This window comes from Leisingera sp. CC-HEC096 (assembly GCF_059429235.1).
In genome coordinates, this window is sequence record NZ_JCAIJS010000001.1 from 3656897 (window position 1) to 3676163 (window position 19267).

The 19267-nt window shown below is 65.0% G+C and carries 23 protein-coding genes; 12 read left to right on the forward strand and 11 right to left on the reverse strand.

Features of this window, described 5'->3' with window-relative positions; translation table 11 throughout:
* Positions 1–31: 31 nt before the first annotated feature.
* From uvrC to AC5STI_RS17715, 4 genes are all read left to right on the forward strand, one after another.
* On the forward strand, positions 32–1933 hold the full coding sequence (uvrC, locus tag AC5STI_RS17700; protein WP_495447587.1) for an excinuclease ABC subunit UvrC: 1902 nt from the start codon (positions 32–34) through the stop codon (positions 1931–1933).
* Positions 1934–2070: 137 nt separating this feature from the next.
* Positions 2071–2742: a CDP-diacylglycerol--glycerol-3-phosphate 3-phosphatidyltransferase gene (gene pgsA / locus AC5STI_RS17705; protein ID WP_490398465.1), complete on the forward strand. Its 672-nt coding sequence runs from the start codon at positions 2071–2073 to the stop codon at positions 2740–2742.
* The gene (moaD, locus tag AC5STI_RS17710) at positions 2742–2987 is read left to right on the forward strand and encodes a molybdopterin converting factor subunit 1 (RefSeq protein WP_495447588.1); all 246 of its coding nucleotides are present in this window, start codon (positions 2742–2744) and stop codon (positions 2985–2987) included. Before pgsA ends, moaD begins: the two co-directional genes overlap by 1 nt.
* A gap of 4 nt (positions 2988–2991) precedes the next feature.
* Positions 2992–3438, forward strand: a complete 447-nt coding sequence (locus AC5STI_RS17715; RefSeq protein ID WP_495447589.1) for a molybdenum cofactor biosynthesis protein MoaE — start codon at positions 2992–2994, stop codon at positions 3436–3438.
* A gap of 334 nt (positions 3439–3772) precedes the next feature.
* Here AC5STI_RS17715 and AC5STI_RS17720 read toward each other — a convergent pair whose 3' ends face one another.
* The 3 genes from AC5STI_RS17720 to ubiA are packed head-to-tail and all read right to left on the reverse strand — an operon-like array spanning position 3773 to position 7005.
* The gene (locus AC5STI_RS17720) at positions 3773–4087 is read right to left on the reverse strand and encodes a hypothetical protein (RefSeq protein WP_222479373.1); all 315 of its coding nucleotides are present in this window, start codon (positions 4085–4087) and stop codon (positions 3773–3775) included.
* Positions 4087–5982: an OmpA family protein gene (locus AC5STI_RS17725; RefSeq protein ID WP_495447590.1), complete on the reverse strand. Its 1896-nt coding sequence runs from the start codon at positions 5980–5982 to the stop codon at positions 4087–4089. Before AC5STI_RS17725 ends, AC5STI_RS17720 begins: the two co-directional genes overlap by 1 nt.
* Positions 5983–6042: 60 nt before the next feature.
* Positions 6043–7005 carry a 4-hydroxybenzoate octaprenyltransferase gene (gene ubiA, locus AC5STI_RS17730; RefSeq protein ID WP_495447591.1) on the reverse strand — a complete coding sequence of 321 codons (963 nt, stop codon included), beginning with the start codon at positions 7003–7005 and terminating at the stop codon, positions 6043–6045.
* A 12-nt stretch (positions 7006–7017) separates the two neighbouring features.
* Between ubiA and AC5STI_RS17735 the strand changes: the two genes are divergently transcribed.
* From AC5STI_RS17735 to AC5STI_RS17750, 4 genes are all read left to right on the forward strand, one after another.
* Positions 7018–7743 carry a 16S rRNA (uracil(1498)-N(3))-methyltransferase gene (locus AC5STI_RS17735; RefSeq protein ID WP_495447592.1) on the forward strand — a complete coding sequence of 242 codons (726 nt, stop codon included), beginning with the start codon at positions 7018–7020 and terminating at the stop codon, positions 7741–7743.
* Positions 7744–7900: 157 nt separating this feature from the next.
* Entirely contained in the window at positions 7901–8761 is an 861-nt protein-coding gene (locus tag AC5STI_RS17740; RefSeq protein ID WP_495447593.1) for a GNAT family N-acetyltransferase, read from the forward strand.
* Positions 8762–8869: 108 nt separating this feature from the next.
* Entirely contained in the window at positions 8870–9397 is a 528-nt protein-coding gene (locus AC5STI_RS17745) for a hypothetical protein (RefSeq protein ID WP_475050059.1), read from the forward strand.
* Positions 9398–9462: 65 nt separating this feature from the next.
* Positions 9463–10833 carry a glutamate--cysteine ligase gene (locus AC5STI_RS17750; RefSeq protein ID WP_495447594.1) on the forward strand — a complete coding sequence of 457 codons (1371 nt, stop codon included), beginning with the start codon at positions 9463–9465 and terminating at the stop codon, positions 10831–10833.
* A 69-nt stretch (positions 10834–10902) separates the two neighbouring features.
* Here AC5STI_RS17750 and AC5STI_RS17755 read toward each other — a convergent pair whose 3' ends face one another.
* A complete protein-coding gene (locus tag AC5STI_RS17755) occupies positions 10903–11775 on the reverse strand; it encodes a DUF805 domain-containing protein (protein ID WP_495447595.1) in 873 nt (290 codons plus the stop codon).
* Positions 11776–11940: 165 nt separating this feature from the next.
* Positions 11941–12417, reverse strand: coding sequence for a YHS domain-containing (seleno)protein (locus tag AC5STI_RS17760; protein ID WP_475050065.1), 477 nt, complete (start codon positions 12415–12417; stop codon positions 11941–11943).
* A 240-nt stretch (positions 12418–12657) separates the two neighbouring features.
* On the opposite strand from AC5STI_RS17760, the gene lfb1 reads away from it, so the two are divergent.
* Complete coding sequence (gene lfb1, locus AC5STI_RS17765) at positions 12658–13011, forward strand: LIC10280 family protein (protein WP_495447596.1); 354 nt, start codon at positions 12658–12660, stop codon at positions 13009–13011.
* On the opposite strand, the gene AC5STI_RS17770 is transcribed toward lfb1, so the two are convergent.
* Genes AC5STI_RS17770 through AC5STI_RS17795 form a run of 6 tightly spaced genes read right to left on the reverse strand, consistent with a single transcriptional unit; the run spans position 13001 to position 17054 of the window.
* Complete coding sequence (locus tag AC5STI_RS17770) at positions 13001–13273, reverse strand: hypothetical protein (protein ID WP_475050071.1); 273 nt, start codon at positions 13271–13273, stop codon at positions 13001–13003. The two genes, lfb1 and AC5STI_RS17770, sit on opposite strands and share 11 nt — an antisense overlap.
* The gene (gene plsY, locus AC5STI_RS17775) at positions 13270–13875 is read right to left on the reverse strand and encodes a glycerol-3-phosphate 1-O-acyltransferase PlsY (RefSeq protein ID WP_495447597.1); all 606 of its coding nucleotides are present in this window, start codon (positions 13873–13875) and stop codon (positions 13270–13272) included. The genes AC5STI_RS17770 and plsY overlap by 4 nt, the downstream gene beginning before the upstream one ends.
* Positions 13875–15185, reverse strand: coding sequence for a dihydroorotase (gene pyrC, locus AC5STI_RS17780; RefSeq protein WP_495447598.1), 1311 nt, complete (start codon positions 15183–15185; stop codon positions 13875–13877). The genes plsY and pyrC overlap by 1 nt, the downstream gene beginning before the upstream one ends.
* Entirely contained in the window at positions 15182–15565 is a 384-nt protein-coding gene (locus AC5STI_RS17785) for a hypothetical protein (RefSeq protein ID WP_490398765.1), read from the reverse strand. Before AC5STI_RS17785 ends, pyrC begins: the two co-directional genes overlap by 4 nt.
* Entirely contained in the window at positions 15565–16098 is a 534-nt protein-coding gene (locus AC5STI_RS17790) for a hypothetical protein (protein WP_495447599.1), read from the reverse strand. The genes AC5STI_RS17785 and AC5STI_RS17790 overlap by 1 nt, the downstream gene beginning before the upstream one ends.
* 5 nt (positions 16099–16103) lie before the next feature.
* A complete protein-coding gene (locus AC5STI_RS17795; protein ID WP_475050080.1) occupies positions 16104–17054 on the reverse strand; it encodes an aspartate carbamoyltransferase catalytic subunit in 951 nt (316 codons plus the stop codon).
* Positions 17055–17239: 185 nt separating this feature from the next.
* Here AC5STI_RS17795 and AC5STI_RS17800 point away from each other — a divergent pair, with 185 nt between their 5' ends.
* From AC5STI_RS17800 to moaB, 3 genes are all read left to right on the forward strand, one after another.
* Positions 17240–18004 (forward strand): uracil-DNA glycosylase, encoded by a 765-nt coding sequence (locus AC5STI_RS17800; RefSeq protein WP_495447600.1) that lies wholly within the window; start codon positions 17240–17242, stop codon positions 18002–18004.
* 9 nt (positions 18005–18013) lie between these two features.
* The gene (locus tag AC5STI_RS17805) at positions 18014–18613 is read left to right on the forward strand and encodes a metallophosphoesterase family protein (protein ID WP_495447601.1); all 600 of its coding nucleotides are present in this window, start codon (positions 18014–18016) and stop codon (positions 18611–18613) included.
* Positions 18614–18705: 92 nt separating this feature from the next.
* The gene (gene moaB / locus AC5STI_RS17810) at positions 18706–19248 is read left to right on the forward strand and encodes a molybdenum cofactor biosynthesis protein B (protein WP_495447602.1); all 543 of its coding nucleotides are present in this window, start codon (positions 18706–18708) and stop codon (positions 19246–19248) included.
* The last annotated feature ends 19 nt before the right edge of the window (positions 19249–19267 follow it).

Below are 19267 nucleotides of genomic sequence, written 5' to 3' on the forward strand. Positions count from 1 at the left end.
GCAAACATTGCAGCCGGAGGCGGGGAATCATATGTCTGAGCGCATGAACGACCAGCCTGCCGAAACATCCCCGGATTCGACCGCCAGCAAGCCTAGAACCGGCTATGCCGTGATCCAGGATTACGTGAAGACTTTGGACGCATCTCCCGGGGTCTACCGGATGCTGGATGCCGACAGCCGGGTGCTTTATGTGGGCAAGGCGCGCAACCTCAAGGCGCGGGTTTCGAACTATACCCGTCCCGGCAACAGCCCGCGGATCGAGCGGATGATCGCGCTCACCGCCTCGATGATGTTCCTGACCACCCGGACCGAGACCGAGGCGCTGCTTCTGGAGCAGAACCTGATCAAGCAGCTGAAGCCCAAGTACAACGTGCTGCTGCGTGACGACAAAAGCTTCCCCAATATCCTAGTGGCCAAGGATCACGATTTTCCGCAGATCAAGAAGCACCGCGGCGCCCGCAAGCAGAAGGGCAGCTATTTCGGCCCCTTCGCCAGCGCCGGCGCAGTGAATCGTACGCTGAACCAGCTTCAAAAGGCGTTCCTGCTGCGCAACTGCTCGGATTCGATGTTCGAGACCCGCACGCGCCCGTGCCTGCAGTACCAGATCAAGCGCTGCTCGGCGCCCTGTACCGGGCTGATCTCCGAAGCGGACTATGCCGCCAGCGTGCGTGATGCCGAACGCTTCCTGTCCGGCCGCTCGACAAAAGTTCAGGAAGAGCTGGCAGAACAGATGATGGCCGCCTCCGAGGCGATGGAGTTCGAGCGCGCCGCCGCCTTGCGCGACCGGATCAAGGCGCTGACCCAGGTGCAGACGTCCCAAGGGATCAACCCGCGCGGCGTCGCTGAGGCGGATGTGATCGGCCTGCATATGGAGGGCGGCCAGGCCTGCGTACAGGTGTTCTTCATCCGCGCCAACCAGAACTGGGGCAACCAGGATTTCTATCCGCGGGTAGACGCCGACAACAGCCCGGCAGAGATCATGGAGGCCTTCCTCGGCCAGTTCTACGGCAATAAGGAGCCGCCACGGCAGCTGATCCTGTCCGACGGTATTGAAAACGCGGATCTGATGGAGCGGGCGCTGAGCGAGAAGGCAGACCGCAAGGTTGAGCTGCTGGTGCCCCAGCGCGGCGAAAAGACCGAACTGGTGGCCTTTGCCGTGCGCAACGCCCGCGAAAGCCTGGCCCGCCGCATGGCCGAAAGCGCAACCCAGGCCAAGCTCTTGCGCGGGCTGGCGGAGGCATTCGGGCTGGAAGGCCCGCCGCAGCGGATCGAGGTCTACGACAACTCCCATATCCAGGGCACCAATGCAGTGGGCGGCATGATTGTGATGGGGCCGGAGGGCTTCATGAAAAACGCCTACCGCAAGTTCAACATCAAGGGCGACGACCTGGTGCCGGGCGATGACTTTGGGATGATGAAAGAGGTTCTGAATCGCCGCTTCTCGCGTCTCTTGAAAGAGGACCCGGACCGGGACAAGGGCCTGTGGCCGGATCTCTTGCTGATCGACGGCGGTGCCGGTCAGGTTTCGGCGGTGGCAGAGATCATGGCGGAGCACGGCGTGCAGGACATCCCGATGGTGGGGGTGGCCAAGGGCGTCGACCGCGACCACGGCAAGGAGGAGTTCTACCGCCCCGGAGCGCCTGTCTTTGCCCTGCAGCGCAATGATCCGGTGCTCTATTTCATCCAGCGGATGCGTGACGAGGCGCACCGGTTCGCCATCGGCACCCACCGCGCCAAACGTGCCAAGGCCGTAAGCGCCACGCCGCTTGACGAAGTGCCCGGCGTCGGCGCCTCCCGCAAGCGTGCGCTGCTGGCCCATTTCGGCAGCGCCAAGGCAGTAAGCCGCGCCAACCTGGTCGATCTCAAGGCGGTGGACGGCATCTCCGAGGCGCTGGCCGAACGTATCTACGATCATTTTCACGGCAGCAGTTGAGATAACCCCTTGAAAACCGGCGCACTCCCTTGCTCGTCTCGCCCAAAATATCCCCGCCGGAGGCCTCCGCCCCCGCGAGGCGGATTTTTGTCTGCCATCTGCTTCCCACGCGCCAGCCAGCCGGATAATGTGCCCGCATGAAATGGACCCTGCCGAATATTCTCACCCTGCTGCGGCTCGTCGCTGCGCCCGGCCTTGCGGTGATGTTCCTCTACTTCTCGCGGCCCTACGCGGACTGGTTCGCGCTGCTCCTGTTCATCACCGCCGCCGTGACGGACTGGTTTGACGGCTATCTGGCCCGGGCCTGGAAACAGGAAACCAAGATGGGCGCGATGCTGGATCCGATCGCCGACAAGGCGATGGTAGTGATCGCGCTGATGATCCTGGTGGGCTACTCGGCTGAGCACTGGACCCCCTGGCTGGTGCTGCCCGCTACCGTGATCCTGTTCCGCGAGGTGTTCGTCTCAGGCCTGCGCGAATATCTTGGTGACACGGCCGGCACGCTCAAGGTCACCAAACTGGCCAAGTGGAAAACCACCGCACAGATGCTCGCCATCGCCACGCTGTTCTCGCAGGGCATCTTCGAGCATTACCTGGTGATGTCCTCTTTTGGCATGGATGATCAGATCTACACCCAGATCATCGCCGGCGAGCTGGAGGACCTGTTCGGGCTGCGCTGGAAGGAGGCCGGGGTGTTCTGGACCGGCCGCATCGGCCTGTGGCTGCTTTGGATCGCGGCGGGGCTGACCGCGCTAACCGGACTGGATTACCTGCGCAAGGCGATGCCGCATCTGAAGGAGGCACATTGATGGACATTCTCTATTTCGCTTGGGTGCGGGAACGCATCGGCCTGCCGCGCGAACAGGTGGAAACCTCCGCCGCCACGGTGTCGGATCTGGTCGAAGAACTGCGCGCGCGGGAAGAGCGTTATGCTGCCGCCTTTGCGGACCTGTCCGCCTTGCGGGTGGCGCTGGACCAGGAGCTGTCGGAGTTCGACGCTCCGCTTGACGGGGTGCGAGAGGTGGCGTTCTTCCCGCCGATGACAGGGGGCTGAGGCGATGCGGATTGCCGTTCAGGAAGCACCGTTTGAGCTGGGCGCCGAAAGCGATGCCTTCGCCGCTGGCGTTGCGGGCGCGGGCGCGGTGGTGACCTTCACCGGCGTGGTCCGCGATGCCGATCAGGGCGGGCTGGCCGCGATGGAGATCGAGCATTACCCGGGCATGACCGAAAGGGCGCTGACTTCCATCGCTGAGGAGGCTGTGAAACGCTGGTCGCTGGCCGATGCGCTGGTGATCCACCGGCACGGCCGTCTGGCCCCGGGTGAGCGCATCATGATGGTGGCTACCGCGGCACGCCATCGCAAGGATGCGTTTGAGGCGGCGGAGTACCTGATGGACTACCTGAAATCCCGCGCACCGTTCTGGAAGAAGGAACTCCTGGCCGGCGGCGGCTCGGACTGGGTGGCCGCCAAGGACGCCGACGAAGACGCTTTGAAGCGCTGGTAGTCTCCGAAACAGGGGGGGGGGCTCCCGCCAGGTGTTCAATCATCAAAGATGATTTCCGCCTGTTGGGCCTGGCGCCGCGCTGGCGCGCGGCGGTTTCAGTTTGCTGAGAAGGCCTGAAGGGGCAGGTCTGCCCCTTCAGGCCATGTTCGATTGTGTTTGAAGACTGGCGCGTCAAGGACAAGCCGCTGCGAGGGGCCTGCGGCCTCCTTGACCCGCAGGCGGTGCGAAGCGGCCCTCGCCGCGCGTCAGCGCGGCGCCAGGCCCAAGGCTGCTCAGGCTGTGCTGGCGCAGCCAGCGCGGCCTGCAGGCGCGGGAGTGCGCCGCAGCGAAAGAGTCAGTGCGGGATCTGGCTGCGCAGCTCTTCGGCCTCGCGGCGGGCTTCGCGCAGGCCATCCATCGCGGCGCGCAGCTCGGCCTCGGTCTGGGTCAGCTGATTGGTCAGCTCAGCCTCCCGCTGCTGCAGGTAGGTGATCGCCTGGTCGCGGGTTTCCTCCGCCTCGTGCAGCTCCTGGCTCATCCGGTCGAGGTCAGCCACGTCGCTCTGGCGTACCCGGGTGAAGCGGTGCACCAGCCAGTTGGCAAACCAGCCCATGGCAAAGGCCGCAAACAGGATGATCGCGGTGGTGATGATGAACTCAGTCCTGTTCATTACTCTGTGGTCTCCTGTGCGCCCTCTGCGCCTTCGTCGGGTTCTTCTCCAGCAGGCTCGTCACCGGTGCTGTCTTCCGCCGTGGCTGCCGGACGGATCAGCTTGAATTCGATGCGGCGGTTGGCCTCGCGGCCGTCCTCGGTGCCATTGTCGGCAATCGGCGTGCTCTCGCCATAGCCCTTGGCGGCGAAAGTTGAGGTCACCACCCGGCGTGCGCGCAGCTCGTTCAGAACCGACTGCGCCCGCGCTTGGCTGAGGTTCTGGTTCATCGCCTCGCGGCCCTGGCTGTCGGTGTGGCCCTGGATCTCCAGCCGCACCGGGCCGCAACGCCCCAGGATCTCGGCGATCCGGTCCATGGTTCCGGCGCTTTCCGCCGCAATGGTGGCAGAACCTGGTTCAAAGGTGATCTTGCCTTCGCTCTGGGCGCTGGCCAGCTGCGCCTCGCAGAGGTCCGGCGGCAGCGGCTTGTCCTTGGGTTCCGGCGGCTTCTCATAGGTGATGTCAAGGCCATAAGTCTCGGCCTCACCCAGCTTGGCCGACAGGAAGCGGGCGATCTCTGCCGGCGCGTCCTTGCGGTGGCTCATGCCGCGCAGTTCCACGTTGCCCGGTGTCACCGTGACCGCGCCGCGCTGCAGATAGGAGAGCGCCTCCAGCCCTGCCAGCACCCGCACCGGCCAATCGGCGGGCAAATTTGCGGCCACCCGGGCCGCGGTATGCACGTTGCCGGAGCCGAACCGTGCTTTGGCATAGCTGTCCGCGACCTTGCGCAGGGCGGCATCGGACAGACGGCCGCGCAGCTGTACCTGGCCTTCGGGGCTGAGGGTGGCGGTGAATTCCGGCACGCCGCCTGCATCCTGCGCCTCCGGCACCGGCAGCACTGCGTGCAGGGCAAAGACCCGGGGCAGGGCGCTTTCCAGCTCGCCGACCACGTGATCGAAACGTTCTTCGGGCGTATCTTCCGGGGCCACCAGGGTGATATCCGCATTGGCGATCGTGACCGATCCGCCGCCCAGCTCTGCCAGCCCGGCAATGCTCAGCTCTGCGGCGCGGGACCAGTTCGGCGAGGGTACGCCCATGCCGATCACGCAATCCGCTTCGCCCTGCAGCCCGGCTCTGCGGGCGGCGGCCAAAATGCGGTCGCGGCTTTCCTCGCTTTCGGCAGAGCAGGCGTCGAACTCCGCGCCGTTGCCGTCCAGCAGGAAGCGCAGGGTGAACGGCGTGATCACCGGCCGCGGCGCGGCGATGTCCAGCGCCAGCCGCAATCCCGGCGGCGCGCTGCGGCCCAGCCGTTCTTCCAGCTGTGCCTTGGCTTCCTCGCTGCCGGAGATGGCGGTCACCGAGACCTCTCCCGCCGCAACCGAGATCTTGGCGCGCGGCAGCAATTTCAGCGCTTCCACCGCAAAGCCCATCGCCTCAGGCCAGCCTTCTGGAATGCCGTATTTTGCGGTTTCCAGGAAATCGGCCACGTTTTCCGCGCCGGCCAGATCCTCCAGATCCTCGACCAGTGCTTTGCGGCCGGAACCCGCTGGGATCAGACCGATAATGGAAATACCGCCATCGTTGCGCAGGATTTCCGCCGAGAACCGCGGCGGCGCCAACCCATCGGCAGGAGGCACTTCCATCCCGTCCACGATCCGGGCCGCATCGACGACCGTGCCGACCAGGGATTTAACCGAGAACCGCGTGGCCTCATCAGGCGCGGTGCCTTCCAGCAGCACCTGCAGCCCGTCTGCCGTCACCTCGGCCCAGGTATAGCCGCCGCCGTCCAGCGCCTGGCGCACCCCGCGCTCGGTGTTCCGCTCCACGGCAGTGACGGCAAATCCGGCGGCAACAAGACTCAGCCCCGCTGCGGCGGCGAAGGCCAGGCCCGGGATCATCAGCTTAGACAAGCGCATACGGCGGTACATTCCCAGTTTGCGTTACAGGCTCTTACCCTGCACGGCGCCGCGGTTCAATCACACGAACATGGCCAGGACAAAGAAGATCAGCGGAATCAGGCCGGTATCGCGGTTGAGGCGGAACAGCTGCAAAAGCCGCTGGCTGTTCTCCGCGTCAAAGGCGCGCAGTTGCCAGGTCATATGCCAGCCCATCGCCCAAGGGGCGGCCAGCGCCAGCACCAGCGCCAGTACAGAGGCACTGTCCAGCATCGCGCCGATCACCGCCATCGCCATAAGGCATACAAAGGCGACGATGAAGCGGCGCAGCCACATCGGCGTCTGCGTCCCGAACAGCCGGGCGGTGGACTTCACTCCGATCAGCGCATCGTCCTCGGTGTCCTGATGGGCATAAATGGTGTCGTAGAACAGTGTCCAAGCGATTCCGGCCAGATACAGCAGCACCGGCGGCCAGCTGAGGGAGCCGGTATGCGCCACCCAGGCCAGCATGGCGCCCCAGTTGAAGGCAAGGCCCAGGAATACCTGCGGCCACCAGGTGAACCGCTTGGCAAACGGATAAACTGCGACCGGCAGCAGCGACAGGATGCCCATGGCGATGGCCGCTTGGTTGAAGGTCAGGAGGATCATCAGCCCCAGCAGGCACTGCAGCCCCATCCAGGCCAGGGCGCCCTTGACCGTCACCTGGCCAGAGGGGATCGGGCGCGAGCGGGTGCGCTCCACCTGACCATCGAACTTGCGGTCGGTGATGTCATTCCAGGTGCAGCCCGCCCCGCGCATCAGCCAGGCACCGGCGGCGCAGCCGATGGCGATCCACAGGTCGCTCCAGCGCGGTGTCTGATCCGCCAAGATTGCCAGCGCCAGCCCCCACCAGCAGGGGATCAGCAGCAGCCAGGTGCCGATCGGCCGGTCAGCGCGGCTCAGCCGCAGGTAGGGGCGCGTCCATTCCGGGGCATATGTATCAACCCAGTTTCCGGTGACCGCATCCGCGACCTGACCCTCTGGCGCTGGCTTCTGGCCTTGCATATGTAGGACCCCATGAGTGCAAAAATCAGACTGTATGTAGAGCACCCCTTGGGGGCAGGGCAAACGGTTCCTTTGGACCGGGATCAGGCGCATTACCTGTTCGGGGTGATGCGGTTGTCTGCCGGCGCCCCTGTGGCGCTGTTTAACGGCAAGGACGGCGAGTGGCTGGCCGAAGTGGCGGAGGCCGGCAAGCGCGGCGGTACACTGGTGTGCCAGGAGCAGAGCAAACCTCTGCAGCTGCCGCCGGATCTGTGGCTGATGTTTGCCCCAATCAAGAAAGCGCGCACCGATTTCATCGTTGAAAAGGCGGCGGAGATGGGCGCCGCCCGCATCCTGCCGGTGCAGACCGAATTCACCAATTCCGAACGCATCCGCCAGGACCGGCTGCAGGCTCATGCCGTTGAAGCAGCGGAACAATGCGGCGGCACCTATGTGCCGGAGGTGGCAGATCTGCAGAAGCTCCCGCGCCTGCTGGATCAATGGCCCGCCGCGCGCCAGCTGATGTTCTGCGACGAGGCGGAGGTGGGCAATGCTCTGCAACTGGCGGCGCAGACCCGGCAGGACGCGCCCTGGGCCATCCTGATCGGTCCCGAGGGCGGCTTTTCCGAGTCTGAGCGCAAACGCCTGCACGCGCTGCCGCAGTCCCACGTGGTCAGCCTTGGCCCCCGCATCCTGCGCGCAGACACTGCGGCGGTGGCGGCCATGACCCTCTGGCAGCAGGCGCTCGGCGACTGGTAGTGCCCGGAAATCCGCGCTCGGATCAGAGTCTGGAAACCCCTTCCTGTTAAATTGGCCGCAACCCGGAGTTGCCACTGCCCCCGCTAGCAAGGGATGCTTGGCGCGGGCCTGCCTCCGGCGGGCAGTGCAGGAGTGGAAACCGGACATGGAGGGCAAATTGATTCGCAAAGCATCGCAGGGGGATTTGCAGGCTATCGAAGGGTTTCTGGTGCCGCGCGCGGCAACCTCCATGTTCCTGGCGGGCAACATCCGCGACCACGGGCTGAACGCCACCGGCGATCCCAAGGCCACCACTGTCTGGCTTAGCGAGGCCGGGGGGCAGGTGAAAGGGGTCTTTGGCCTGACCGAGGCTGGCTATTTCATGTTCGAGGCACCGGAGTTCACTCCTGCGATGGCCCCGGATTTGCGCCACGCGCTGGCAGGACGGCAAATCGCGTCGCTGACGGGTGAGGCGGGGCAGGCGGAGACCCTGCTGACCGCGCTGGAGCTGGACCGGAACGCGATCGGCTTTTCCGGGTTGGAGCCTCATTTCCGTCTGCTGCTGAAGGACCTTCAAATCCCCTCCGGCGGCAGCAGCCTTCGGCCGATGCATCCTGAGGACGTGCCATTGATCACGGAATGGCGCCATGCCTATGACAAGGAGATCTTCGGCTCTCAGAACCTGCCGGAAATCCGCCAGCGCTCCACCGCGCGGGCGGAGGCGCTGGTGCACAGCGGCCGCGGGCGGATCCTGGAACTGGGCGGGCTGCCGGTAGCAATGACTGCCTTCAACGCGGTGCTGCCTCAGATGGTGCAGGTCGGCGGAGTCTACACGCCGCCAGGCCAGCGAAGCCGCGGCTTTGCCCGCCGCGCCGTGGCGCTGCACCTGGCAGAGGCGCATGGGTACGGCGTGCAGGAGGCGATTCTGTTTGCCGCGGGAACCGCCGCCGTCCGGGCTTACCGGAAACTGGGTTTCGAGCGCATCGGCGACTACCGGATTGTCGAGTTTTCCGGGCCTGTAACCGTCGATGGCGGCTAGGGCGGGGCAGCAGTTGCAGCATTGCCCATTGCATCCGCAAGCCGGGCCGCACACATAAGGGTCAAGACAGGCCGCAGCGCCTGCCAGACGTTTTTACGAGGCAAGTATATGAGTTTCATCCGCCCTGAAGCCCGCGCCGCCCTGTGGCAATGGCGCGAAGTCCTGGCCGCAGCGATGATGTTTCTGCTCGGGCTGAAATGGGCGTTTTCCTCAGTCGGGTTCACCGCCATCACCGGCTGGGCCTTTGTGGCCACCGGCCTGGTGACCGCGGTGATCGGCGCCCAGCGGATGCGCTTCCGGCGCGGCACCGGCGGACCTGGTGTCGTGCAGGTGGACGAGGGCCAGATTGCCTATTTCGGGCCGTTGACCGGCGGCGCCGTTGCGGCGTCTGAACTGGAGCGGCTGGCGCTGGATCACTCCTCCAAACCGCCGCACTGGCTGCTGGAACAGCCGGGCCAGCCACCGCTGGCGATCCCGGTAAATGCCGAAGGCTATGAGGCGCTGTTTGACGTCTTTGCCGCGCTGCCCGGGCTCAAAACCGAACGCATGCTGACGGAACTGCGGCGCAAAGGCGCTCACCAGGTCGTGATCTGGGAGCGCAATTCCAGCCGGCCGGAACATCTGCGCCTGCATTGACACCGGCGGCGATTCCGCCCACGACTGACCCTTCAACACTGACCTAACAGGACGGAGTGCCAGGCATGTCCATTCCCCAGTCCGGCGGCGGGCCGATCGAACACCACGAGCAGCTTGCCCAGTATCTTGCCGACGGCTGCAAGCCCAAGGAAGACTGGCGCATCGGCACCGAACATGAGAAATTCGGGTTCTGCAAGGACACGCTGAAGCCGCTGCCCTATGCCGGTGAGCGTTCCATCCAAGCGGTGCTGGAAGGCCTGCGCGACGGTCACGGCTGGGCGCCGCTGGTTGAGGGCGGCAACCTGATCGGCCTGACCAAGGACGGCGCCAACATCAGCCTGGAGCCGGGCGGCCAGCTGGAACTCTCGGGCGCGCCGCTGGAAACCATCCACGAGACCTGCGACGAGGTGAACGCCCACCTGCGCGACGTCAAGGACATCGCCGACAAGATCGGCGTCGGCTTCATCGGCCTGGGCGCGGCCCCTGTTTGGCACCACGAAGATATGCCGCTGATGCCCAAGGGCCGTTACAAACTGATGGACGGCTACATGCAGGACGTCGGCACCATGGGCACCACCATGATGCGCCGCACCTGCACCGTGCAGGTGAACCTCGACTTCTCGTCCGAGGCCGACATGGTGCAAAAGCTGCGGGTGGCCCTGGCGCTGCAGCCCGTCGCTACGGCGCTTTTTGCCAATTCCCCCTTCCTGGACGGCAAGCCGAACGGCCACAAATCCTGGCGCTCCCGCGTCTGGCGCTCGCTGGATGCCGACCGCACCGGCATGCTGCCGTTTGTGTTCGAGGAGGGCTTCGGGTTCGAGGCCTGGGTGCAATATGCGCTCGATGTGCCGATGTACTTCGTCTACCGCAACGGCGAGTACATCAATGCGCTGGGCATGTCCTTCCGCGACTTCCTGAAGGGCGAGCTGCCCGCTCTGCCGGGCGAAACCCCGACGCTGAGCGACTGGGCGGACCACCTGACCACTATCTTCCCCGAAGCCCGTATCAAGAAATTCATCGAGATGCGCGGCGCCGATGGTGGCCCCTGGCGCCGCCTGTGCGCGCTGCCAGCCTTCTGGGTCGGCCTCACCTATGACCAGAGCGCGCTGGACGCGGCCTGGGATCTGGTCAAGGATTGGGACGCCGAGACCCGTGAGGGTCTGCGTGTGGCGGCCTCTGAGCACGGGCTGCAGGCCAAGGTGAACGGCATCAGCATGCACGAACTGGCGCGTGAGGTGGTGGCAATTTCGGAAAGCGGTCTCAAGGCCCGGCACAAGCCCGGCGCAGGCGGGCTGGTGCCGGATGAGACCCATTTCCTCAACGCGCTGAAGGACAGCCTCGAAAGCGGCAAGGTCCCGGCAGATGAGCTCCTGGAGCGATACAACGGCGCCTGGGGCGGGGACCTCAGCCGCATCTACAGCGAGTTTGCTTACTAAGACAACTTCGCTGACTGAGACTGCAAAGGCCGCGTTGAGAACGCGGCCTTTTTTGTTTCAGTGCCGCGCTCAGCTGTCCGGCTTGCCAAGCACCCGGCGCTGATACAGCTCCCGGACCTGCGCCTTGCGGGCGGCCTGCAGCTGCCTCTCCTCTTGATCCGTGCGCTTCGTCAGATAGGCATAGCCCGCGTAGGCATTCTCCTGGCCGCCGCGGGACCTGCGCGTGCGGGATGTCAGCGCGCTGGTGCCGTGGGCGTTCTCGCCGCGCTGCGAGGGCAGCAGCATGAAATAGAGATGCAGCAGAAGGGCGATGATCGGCCCAAGCACGATCAGCGTAAATTGGAACAGATACTGAAACCCGAGCAGCGGGTCATGCGCCGCAATGGCTCCGGTCTCGCCGAGAACTGCCCCCGGATCGGCCTGAGCCGCAACGCCCATCAGTGTGGCCAGAATGGCGTCCCAGTCCAGTGCATCGGCGAAGGCTGCCAGATTGAACAGCGCCTCCCGGAAGCTGCCGGACAGGGAGGCCGTCAGCGATCCGGCAATCATCAGACCGGGGCCAAGGCCGCTTGGATCACTCATCGGAATTGCTGTCAGAAGGCCAGCGCTCAACACCAGCCCCAGCGAAACTGCAGTGAACGGCAGCTTGGCCCATTTACCGCTGCGCCCGGCATCATGCAGCCTGCGGACGGTCAGCGACAGCCGCGGGACAAAGGTGAACAGGAACAACCCGAGCGAGCCATAGTGGAAGGGGCTCAGCGGCGGTACCTCACGCCGCAGGAGATGCCTCCATACCTCAGTGGCATCGCCAGGCAGCATCAGGAAAATAAACAGCCAGACCAATGGGATAACGCACCAGTACTCAAGTCGGGTAGCGCGGCCGTCAAAGTCGAGGAACTTGAAAGCAAAGCTTTCAAACGCGGAAAGAATGCGGGAGATCATCTGAAACCTGTTTAAAAATAATCTCCCCTGGGTTGCGCTGGGACTGCGGCGGAATTTGGACCAGGGCAAGGCGGAGGCGCGGTATGAGCAACGGCCAGCTAAACAAAAAACCGGCGGCAAGGTATCCTGCCGCCGGCTGCTCGCACGTGAGTGGTGGCTAATGCCTTATTGGGCCTGCAGTTCCGCCGGGTCTTTGTCGGCGATGTCGGTCCAGTTGGCGTTGGCGTTCTGGATGAAGTTCGGGATATCGCCTTCCCACCGGTCCTGAATGTCCTGCGACAGGTTCAGGTACAGCGTGTTGTCGACGATTTTCCAGTGGTTCGGGTCACCGTCGAACTTGAAGCCCATTGCGGTGCCGAAAGCGCAGTAGCCGCCATAGGCCGGCACGTAGGCCTCGGGGTTCTTCTCAAAGGCCGCTTTGTGCTCTTCCGATGCAAAGCGGTAGGTTGCGTCATTGTAAATGGAAGTGATCTTGTAGCTGCCCTTGGTGGGGGCGCCGTCCGTGAAATATGCGACCGGGTCGTAGCCCTGCATGGCCAGACCGGTGGAGGATGCGTTGATATCAACGCCCGCCGCCAGGGCCGAGGTTGCCATCGCAACCGACAGTGCCACACCGCTGATGAGTGCTTTTACTTTGTTCATGGTCCCGTCCTTTCAAATCCCGGCCGCGGCGTTCCCAATTGTTTGCCCGGCCGGCGTTTCACCATGTGTGCCGCGGTATGCTGCGGGTCACGGCACCGATGTGGAGAGCCGGGCGATCACGTTCAAAACAACTCAATTTGACTGTGCGCCCGGCGGCAGCGGGCTGTGCATTCCTGCGCAGAACAGGTGACAGGCTGCGATGCGGCGGGCAGAGTGGGGACAGGCAAACTGGAGGTCAGCATGACACACCCATCCCCCACCCGCCGCGCATTGTTCTGCGGGCTGGCCGCTGCCTTGATGGCGGCGGCAATGCCGGTCATCGCGCAAGACATCGGCGGCAGCTACCGCGCGGAGGGCCGCAACCCGGACGGCAGCAGTTACTCCGGCACCGTGCAGATCAATGAGAACGGCGGGGCGATAGAGATGCAGTGGCAGATTGGCAGCCGAAGCTTTGCCGGCACCGGCACCCGCAATGGCGACGTGGTCCGGGTGAATTGGGGCGACACCTATCCGGTGGTCTATGTGCGAATGCCCAGCGGCGAGCTGCATGGAACTTGGTCCAACGGCCAGGCGCTGGAGCGTCTCATCCCGTGACTTCCAGTGCGACGACGAAGCGGATCACCTTCTCCGCGGGCATCTCGCAGGGCTTCAGCCGCGCGCCGGATGCCAGCCGGTAGAGGTTGAGGCTGATGTAATCGGTGCCGCCCAGCTCCCGCGCCACCAGCTTCTGTGCCTTGCCTGCAGCCAGATCCTGCCGGGTGACAGTGTATTTTCTCCCATCGGCAATACCGGTGAAGGCCCCGAGCGGCAGCGCGTCAAAAGCTGCAAGAAAGGCTTGCAGCTCTGCGGCGGTCACTTTTGCCCGATCCTGGGTTCGGTGCCTGCCCGCAGCCGGGCGATATTCGCCGAATGGCGGACAAGCACAATCGCCGCCAGCAGCACCGAAAGGGCAATCACCGGCTGATAGCCGAGCACAAATGCCCACACCGGCGCCGTCAGAGCCGACACCAGTGCCCCCATCGAGGAGATCCGGCTGACCGCCGCCGCCGCCAGCCAGGTCAGGCAGCTGGCGATGCCGACCGGCCAGGCCAGCGCCAGCAGCAGGCCCAGGAATGTGGCCACGCCCTTGCCGCCCTTGAAGCCCAGCCAGACCGGGAAGCAATGGCCGAGGAAGGACATGAGGCCGGCCAATTGCGCTGCATCCTCGCCAGCCAGGGAGCGGGCCAGCAGCACCGCCGCCGCGCCCTTGCCGCCATCCAAAAGCAGTGTCAGTGCCGCGGCGGCCTTGCTGCCGGTTCTGAGCACGTTGGTAGTGCCGATATTGCCAGACCCGATCTGGCGCAGGTTGCCGAGCCCTAGCAACCGGGTCACAACCACCCCGAACGGCACGGAGCCAAGGCCGTAGCCAATCACTGTCCAGAGGATCAGAACAGCAGCAGAGCTTTCAATAACTGGCATCAGTCCCTCCGGTGGACGGGCTCACCGGCCACATAAGTGGCTTCGACGCGGCCTTGCATCCGCTGGCCGTCGTAAGGGGTGTTCTGCGACTTCGAGCGCAGTTTGAAGCGGTCCAATACAAAGGGCACATCCGGGTCGAACAGCACCAGATCCGCGGGCGCGCCCTCGGCAAGGCGGCCGCTGTCCAGACCAAGCCGCTTGGCCGGGTTCAGCGACATGGCGCGGAACAGGGTTGGCAGGTCCAGCAATTCCGCATGGTACAGGCGCAGCGCCGCGGGTAGCAGCGTTTCCAGCGCCACCGCGCCGGCCGCGGCCTCCTCGAACGGCAGGCGCTTGCTTTCCTCATCCTGCGGCGTGTGCATGGAGCTGATGATGTCGATCAGCCCCGAACGCACCGCCTCGACCACTGCCAGGCGGTCCTCCTCGGAACGCAGTGGCGGCTTCACCTTGAAGAAGCTGCGGTAGCCTGCCACGTCCAGCTCATTGAGCGTCAGATGGTGCACCGAGGTCCCCGCGGTGATGTCCAGCCCGTTGTTCTTGGCGCGCTCCAGCGCGGGCAGCGCGCGGGCGGTGGTGATCTGGTCGGCATGGTATTTGGCGCCGGTCATCTCCAGCAGAGCAATGTCGCGGTCCAGCCCCATCCGCTCTGCCATCGGCGAGACGGAGGGCAGGCCATAAAGCGCTGCGAACTTGCCGCTGGTGGCGGCCGCGCCTTTGCTCAGGCCCGGCTCCTGCGGGTGGGCGATAACCAGGGCGCCGCAGGAACGGGCATAGGTCAGCGCGCGCTGAAACACCTTGGTGTTCTGAACCACGTGGTCGCAATCGGAAAAAGCCACGGCGCCGGCATCCATCAGGAAGCCGATCTCGGTCATCTCGCGTCCCTCGCGCCCCTTGGTCAGCGCCGCCATCGGCAGCACGTTCACCGGCGTATCCGCCTGGGCACGGCGGGTGACGAATTCCAGTGTCTCCGGGCTGTCGATCGCCGGGGTGGTATCCGGGCGGGTCACGATGGTGGTGACGCCGCCAGCGGCTGCCGCAAGACCCGCGGTCTTATAGCTTTCCTTGTGCCGCTCGCCCGGCTCGCAGACCTTGACACCAATGTCGACGATCCCCGGCGCCAGGCATTTGCCGCCGCAATCCACAAGGGTCACATCCTCTGGCCTGATGTTCCGCGCGCGAAGCAACTGGTCAGGATCGGTGACGTTCTTTTCAACCGCCGCGATCCGCCCGTTCAGGACCAGCACCATGCCCGGTGTGTCGCTGCCACCCTCCGGGTCGATCAGGCGGGCGTTGGTGAAGAGAGTGCTCATGCCTTGGCTCTTTCGATTGCGTTGAGGGTCGCGGCCGGGTCGGCCTGGTATTTGATCAGGTGCTTGCCGCCGTCCTTGGTGACCACCTGCACATAGCTGCCCATGGTTTTTACAGCTTCGATTTGCGTGACCGGAACCGAACGCCCTGCGGGGCCGGAGAGAGTCTCCCGGGTCAAGGTCCAGACCACAGCCAGTTCCTCGCTGGCCATGTACCAGCCGCGCAAGGCGATGGCCGCCAGGCCGCCGATGGCACCGGTCCAGATGTGCGGGCTGCCCATGATCCACAGCACCGCCATGGCGCCGCCCATGCCAAGCGCTGCCATCCAGGCGTGGGCGCGGACATAAGCGCCGCGGTCCGGTCTGAATTCTTGTGCCGCCATCAGGTCACGAGCACCCAGATCAGCAGTGCAATCAGCAGCATCACCACGGCAAACAGCCCCGCACCGATGCGGCGGGCCTGTGACCGCGCCGCGCGCGGCGGCAGTTTCGGGGCGGAATAGGGCTTGGCGCTTTCGGCGGTTTCGGGCGGCGCGCTCCAGTTGGTCCGGCGCTCGCCATAGGTCCCGATCAGTTTGATCTGATCCGCCGGAGTCAGCCGTGTTTCCTTGCCGTCAAAGGCGCGGGAGCGGATCAGCAGCACATGGCCCTCCTGCGCTTGCAGCATCTCGCGGTCTTCTTCGACCTGCGCCCGCGGCACGCCGCAGCCCTCAGTCAGGTAGCCGGTCAGGCCGATGTCCTCCAGGTCGGAGACCGGGAAGACCTCCACCTGGTCCATGTCGAGCGCCTCGATCCCCAGCACCTGCGCCAGCGCGCCGGGCTCCTTCAGGAAGGCTGCCTGCTCGGGCCGCATGTCGAGCGCAAACAGCCGGATCACACCGCGCTCGCCCGCCGGAATATGGATCACGCCATCCACGCCGTTCACCCAGCCTCAGCCAGGCGTTCGGCGCGCAGGTTGCGGGCCAGCAGGTCCATCGCCGCCATCCGCACTGCGACACCCATTTCCACCTGCTCCTGAATGACCGAGCGGTTGATGTCGTCGGCCAGCGTCCCGTCGATTTCCACCCCGCGGTTCATCGGGCCGGGGTGCATGACGATGGCGTCGGGTTTGGCTTGGCTGAGTTTGTCCGCGTCCAGCCCGTAGCGGTGGTAGTATTCGCGCTCCGAAGGGATAAAACCGCCGTCCATGCGTTCCTTCTGCAGGCGCAGCATCATCACCACGTCCACATCCTTAAGCCCCTCGCGCATGTCGTCATAGATTTCGGCGCCGAATTCTGCGAACTGGGCGGGCACCAAGGTTGGCGGGCCAATGAGGCGGATGCGGTTTTCCATCTTGCCCAAGAGGATCAGGTTGGAGCGCGCAACGCGGCTGTGGGCGATATCGCCACAGATGGCTATGTTGAGCCGATGCAGGCGGCCCTTGGAGCGGCGGATGGTGAGCGCATCCAGAAGCGCCTGGGTCGGGTGTTCGTGCTTGCCGTCGCCCGCGTTCAGCACTGCGCAGTTCACTTTCTGCGCCAAGAGGTCCACCGCGCCGGAATGCGGGTGGCGCACCACCAGCAGATCCGGGTGCATCGCATTGAGCGTCATCGCGGTGTCGATCAGGGTCTCCCCCTTTTTGATCGAGGACGCCTGCATTGCCATGTTCATCACATCGGCGCCCAGCCGCTTGCCCGCCAGCTCGAACGAGGCCTGGGTGCGGGTGGAGTTCTCGAAGAACATGTTGATTTGCGTAAGCCCCGCCAGCACGTCGGAGTGCTTCTCGGGGCGGCGGTTCAGCGCCACATAATCGTCGGCCAGATCAAGGATCGCGGTGATCTCATGCGGCTTCAGCGGTTCGATGCCAAGCAGGTGGCGGTGTTCGAAGGACATATGGGCGGCTCCGCTTGATTTGCCGGTTCTTATAGGCGGGGCGGGCGGATGCGGCAAGGCAGAGCAGGCGAGGGGCCGGCCCCTCGCGCTCCCCGGAGTATTTTCCGAAAGATGAAAGGCTTGAATCTGCGGCATCGCGGCGGAGGGGTGTTCCGCTTGCCGGCTGGGCGGAGTAGCTTGGGCGCATGGAATCGGCATTGGATTACTGGAGCGCCCGGGCGCTGTTGGAGTGGCAGGCGGAGCTGGGCGCGACCGAAGCGCTGTGCGACGCGCCGGTCAACCGCTATGCGCTGGAACAGGCCGCGCCGAAGCCGAAGCCAGGGGCAGCCCCCGCGCCGCCGCCCAAGCCCAAGGAGGTGAACCCCGCAGAGGTGGCTCAAAAGGCCGCCAAGGGGGCAGCGTCGTTGCCCGCCCTGCACGATGCACTGGCAGCCTTCGACCATTGCGACCTGAAACGCGGGGCGCGCAACCTGGTGTTCTCGGACGGCCAGCCTGGCGCGCGGGTGATGATCATCGGCGAGGCGCCGGGCAGGGACGAGGATTTGCAGGGCAAGCCGTTTGTGGGCCGGGCTGGGCAGCTCTTGGACAAGATGCTGGAGACGATCGGGCTTAGCCGCGCCGAAAGCGTCTATATCACCAATGTGCTGCCCTGGCGGCCGCCGCAGAACCGCGATCCGCTGCCGGCGGAGATTGCCATGCTTACGCCTTTCCTGGAGCGGCATGTGGCGCTGGCGGAGCCGGATATCCTGGTGCTGATGGGCAATATCAGCTGCCAAGCGGTGCTGGGCAAGCGCGGTATCACCCGGCTGCGCGGCAAGTGGGACCAGGCCTGGAACAAGCCGGTGATGCCGATGTTCCACCCAGCCTATCTGCTGCGCCAGCCGTCGCAGAAGCGGCTGGCCTGGGCGGATCTGCTGGAGCTGAAGGCGCGGCTGGGCAGCTTGTCCTGAGGAAATGCGATGAAAATCCTGGCGTTCTCCGACCTGCATCTCTCGGCCTCCCATGCGGCGGATATTGTGGCGGCCAGCGCCGGAGCGGATCTGGTGATCGGAGCGGGCGACTTCTGCAATTGCCGGCACGGTATGGACCGGGCAGTGGCGATGCTGGCCGGGCTGAAGGCGCCGATGGTGGCGGTGCCCGGCAACGGCGAAAGCGCCGATGAGCTGCGCGCGGCAGGATTGCCGGACACCACAGTGCTGCATGGGGAAGGCGTGGCCGTCGAAGGTCTGCGCCTGTTCGGGCTGGGGTACGGCGTGCCGGAAACGCCCTTTGGCAGCTGGTCCTGCGACCTGAGCGAGGTGCAGGCGGCGGCGATGCTGGCGGCCTGTGATCACGCGGATATCCTGATTTCCCATTCCCCGCCCAAGGGGCTGGGGGATGTGACCTCTGGCGGGCAGTCGGTTGGCTCCACCGCCATCAGGGCCGCGGCGGAGCGGATCAGGCCGCAGCTCTTGCTCTGCGGCCATGTGCATGATTGCTGGGGCTTCCGCGGCACACTAGGCAGGACACAGGTGGCCAACCTGGGCCCGGCGGTTAGCTGGTTCGACGTGGAGCCTTGAGCGCTGATGCGGCCTTGCCCGTTTGCGCCCCGGCGGAAATATTTGCAGCGTTGGCCTTGCGGCTGGCGAGTACAGAGAGGACCTGACAGGCAATGTCCCGTATCGACGAAAACATGGAGTTCATCCCGGTCCGTATCGCGGTGCTGACAGTATCGGATACCCGCAAGCTGGAGGACGACCGCTCGGGCCAGGTGCTGGTCGACCGGCTGGGTGAGGCGGGCCATGTGCTGGCCGCCCGCAAGATTATCCCCGATGAGCGGGCAGAGATTGCCGAGCAGCTGCGCGCCTGGGTGGCGGATCCGGAGGTGGATGTGGTGATCTCGACCGGCGGCACCGGCCTGACGGGCCGGGACGTGACGGTGGAGGCGCACCGCGATGTCTATGAAAAAGAGATCGAGGCCTTCGGCACCGTCTTCACCTGGGTCTCGATGCAGAAGATCGGCACCAGCGCGGTGCAGTCGCGCGCCACTGGCGGGGTCGCGGGCGGCACATATCTGTTTGCGCTGCCCGGCAGTCCCGGCGCCTGCAAGGACGGCTGGGATGAAATTCTTTCAAAACAGCTCGATTACCGCCACCGGCCCTGCAATTTCGTGGAAATCATGCCCAGATTGGAGGAACATCTGCGCCGGAAGTGAACGGCTGCGGCGTGTAACC

Coding starts and splice junctions, on each gene's coding strand:
- pgsA (WP_490398465.1), top strand. CDS start 2,071: ATGAAATGGACCCTGCCGAATATTCTCACCCTGCTGCGGCTCGTCGCT.
- pyrC (WP_495447598.1), bottom strand. CDS start 15,185: ATGAGCACTCTCTTCACCAACGCCCGCCTGATCGACCCGGAGGGTGGC.
- AC5STI_RS17760 (WP_475050065.1), bottom strand. CDS start 12,417: ATGAACAAAGTAAAAGCACTCATCAGCGGTGTGGCACTGTCGGTTGCG.
- AC5STI_RS17725 (WP_495447590.1), bottom strand. CDS start 5,982: ATGCGCTTGTCTAAGCTGATGATCCCGGGCCTGGCCTTCGCCGCCGCA.
- AC5STI_RS17800 (WP_495447600.1), top strand. CDS start 17,240: ATGGAATCGGCATTGGATTACTGGAGCGCCCGGGCGCTGTTGGAGTGG.
- lfb1 (WP_495447596.1), top strand. CDS start 12,658: ATGACACACCCATCCCCCACCCGCCGCGCATTGTTCTGCGGGCTGGCC.
- AC5STI_RS17720 (WP_222479373.1), bottom strand. CDS start 4,087: ATGAACAGGACTGAGTTCATCATCACCACCGCGATCATCCTGTTTGCG.
- AC5STI_RS17755 (WP_495447595.1), bottom strand. CDS start 11,775: ATGATCTCCCGCATTCTTTCCGCGTTTGAAAGCTTTGCTTTCAAGTTC.
- moaB (WP_495447602.1), top strand. CDS start 18,706: ATGTCCCGTATCGACGAAAACATGGAGTTCATCCCGGTCCGTATCGCG.
- AC5STI_RS17750 (WP_495447594.1), top strand. CDS start 9,463: ATGTCCATTCCCCAGTCCGGCGGCGGGCCGATCGAACACCACGAGCAG.
- AC5STI_RS17745 (WP_475050059.1), top strand. CDS start 8,870: ATGAGTTTCATCCGCCCTGAAGCCCGCGCCGCCCTGTGGCAATGGCGC.
- AC5STI_RS17785 (WP_490398765.1), bottom strand. CDS start 15,565: ATGGCGGCACAAGAATTCAGACCGGACCGCGGCGCTTATGTCCGCGCC.
- AC5STI_RS17795 (WP_475050080.1), bottom strand. CDS start 17,054: ATGTCCTTCGAACACCGCCACCTGCTTGGCATCGAACCGCTGAAGCCG.
- AC5STI_RS17805 (WP_495447601.1), top strand. CDS start 18,014: ATGAAAATCCTGGCGTTCTCCGACCTGCATCTCTCGGCCTCCCATGCG.
- AC5STI_RS17715 (WP_495447589.1), top strand. CDS start 2,992: ATGCGGATTGCCGTTCAGGAAGCACCGTTTGAGCTGGGCGCCGAAAGC.
- uvrC (WP_495447587.1), top strand. CDS start 32: ATGTCTGAGCGCATGAACGACCAGCCTGCCGAAACATCCCCGGATTCG.
- moaD (WP_495447588.1), top strand. CDS start 2,742: ATGGACATTCTCTATTTCGCTTGGGTGCGGGAACGCATCGGCCTGCCG.
- AC5STI_RS17735 (WP_495447592.1), top strand. CDS start 7,018: ATGAGTGCAAAAATCAGACTGTATGTAGAGCACCCCTTGGGGGCAGGG.
- ubiA (WP_495447591.1), bottom strand. CDS start 7,005: ATGCAAGGCCAGAAGCCAGCGCCAGAGGGTCAGGTCGCGGATGCGGTC.
- plsY (WP_495447597.1), bottom strand. CDS start 13,875: ATGCCAGTTATTGAAAGCTCTGCTGCTGTTCTGATCCTCTGGACAGTG.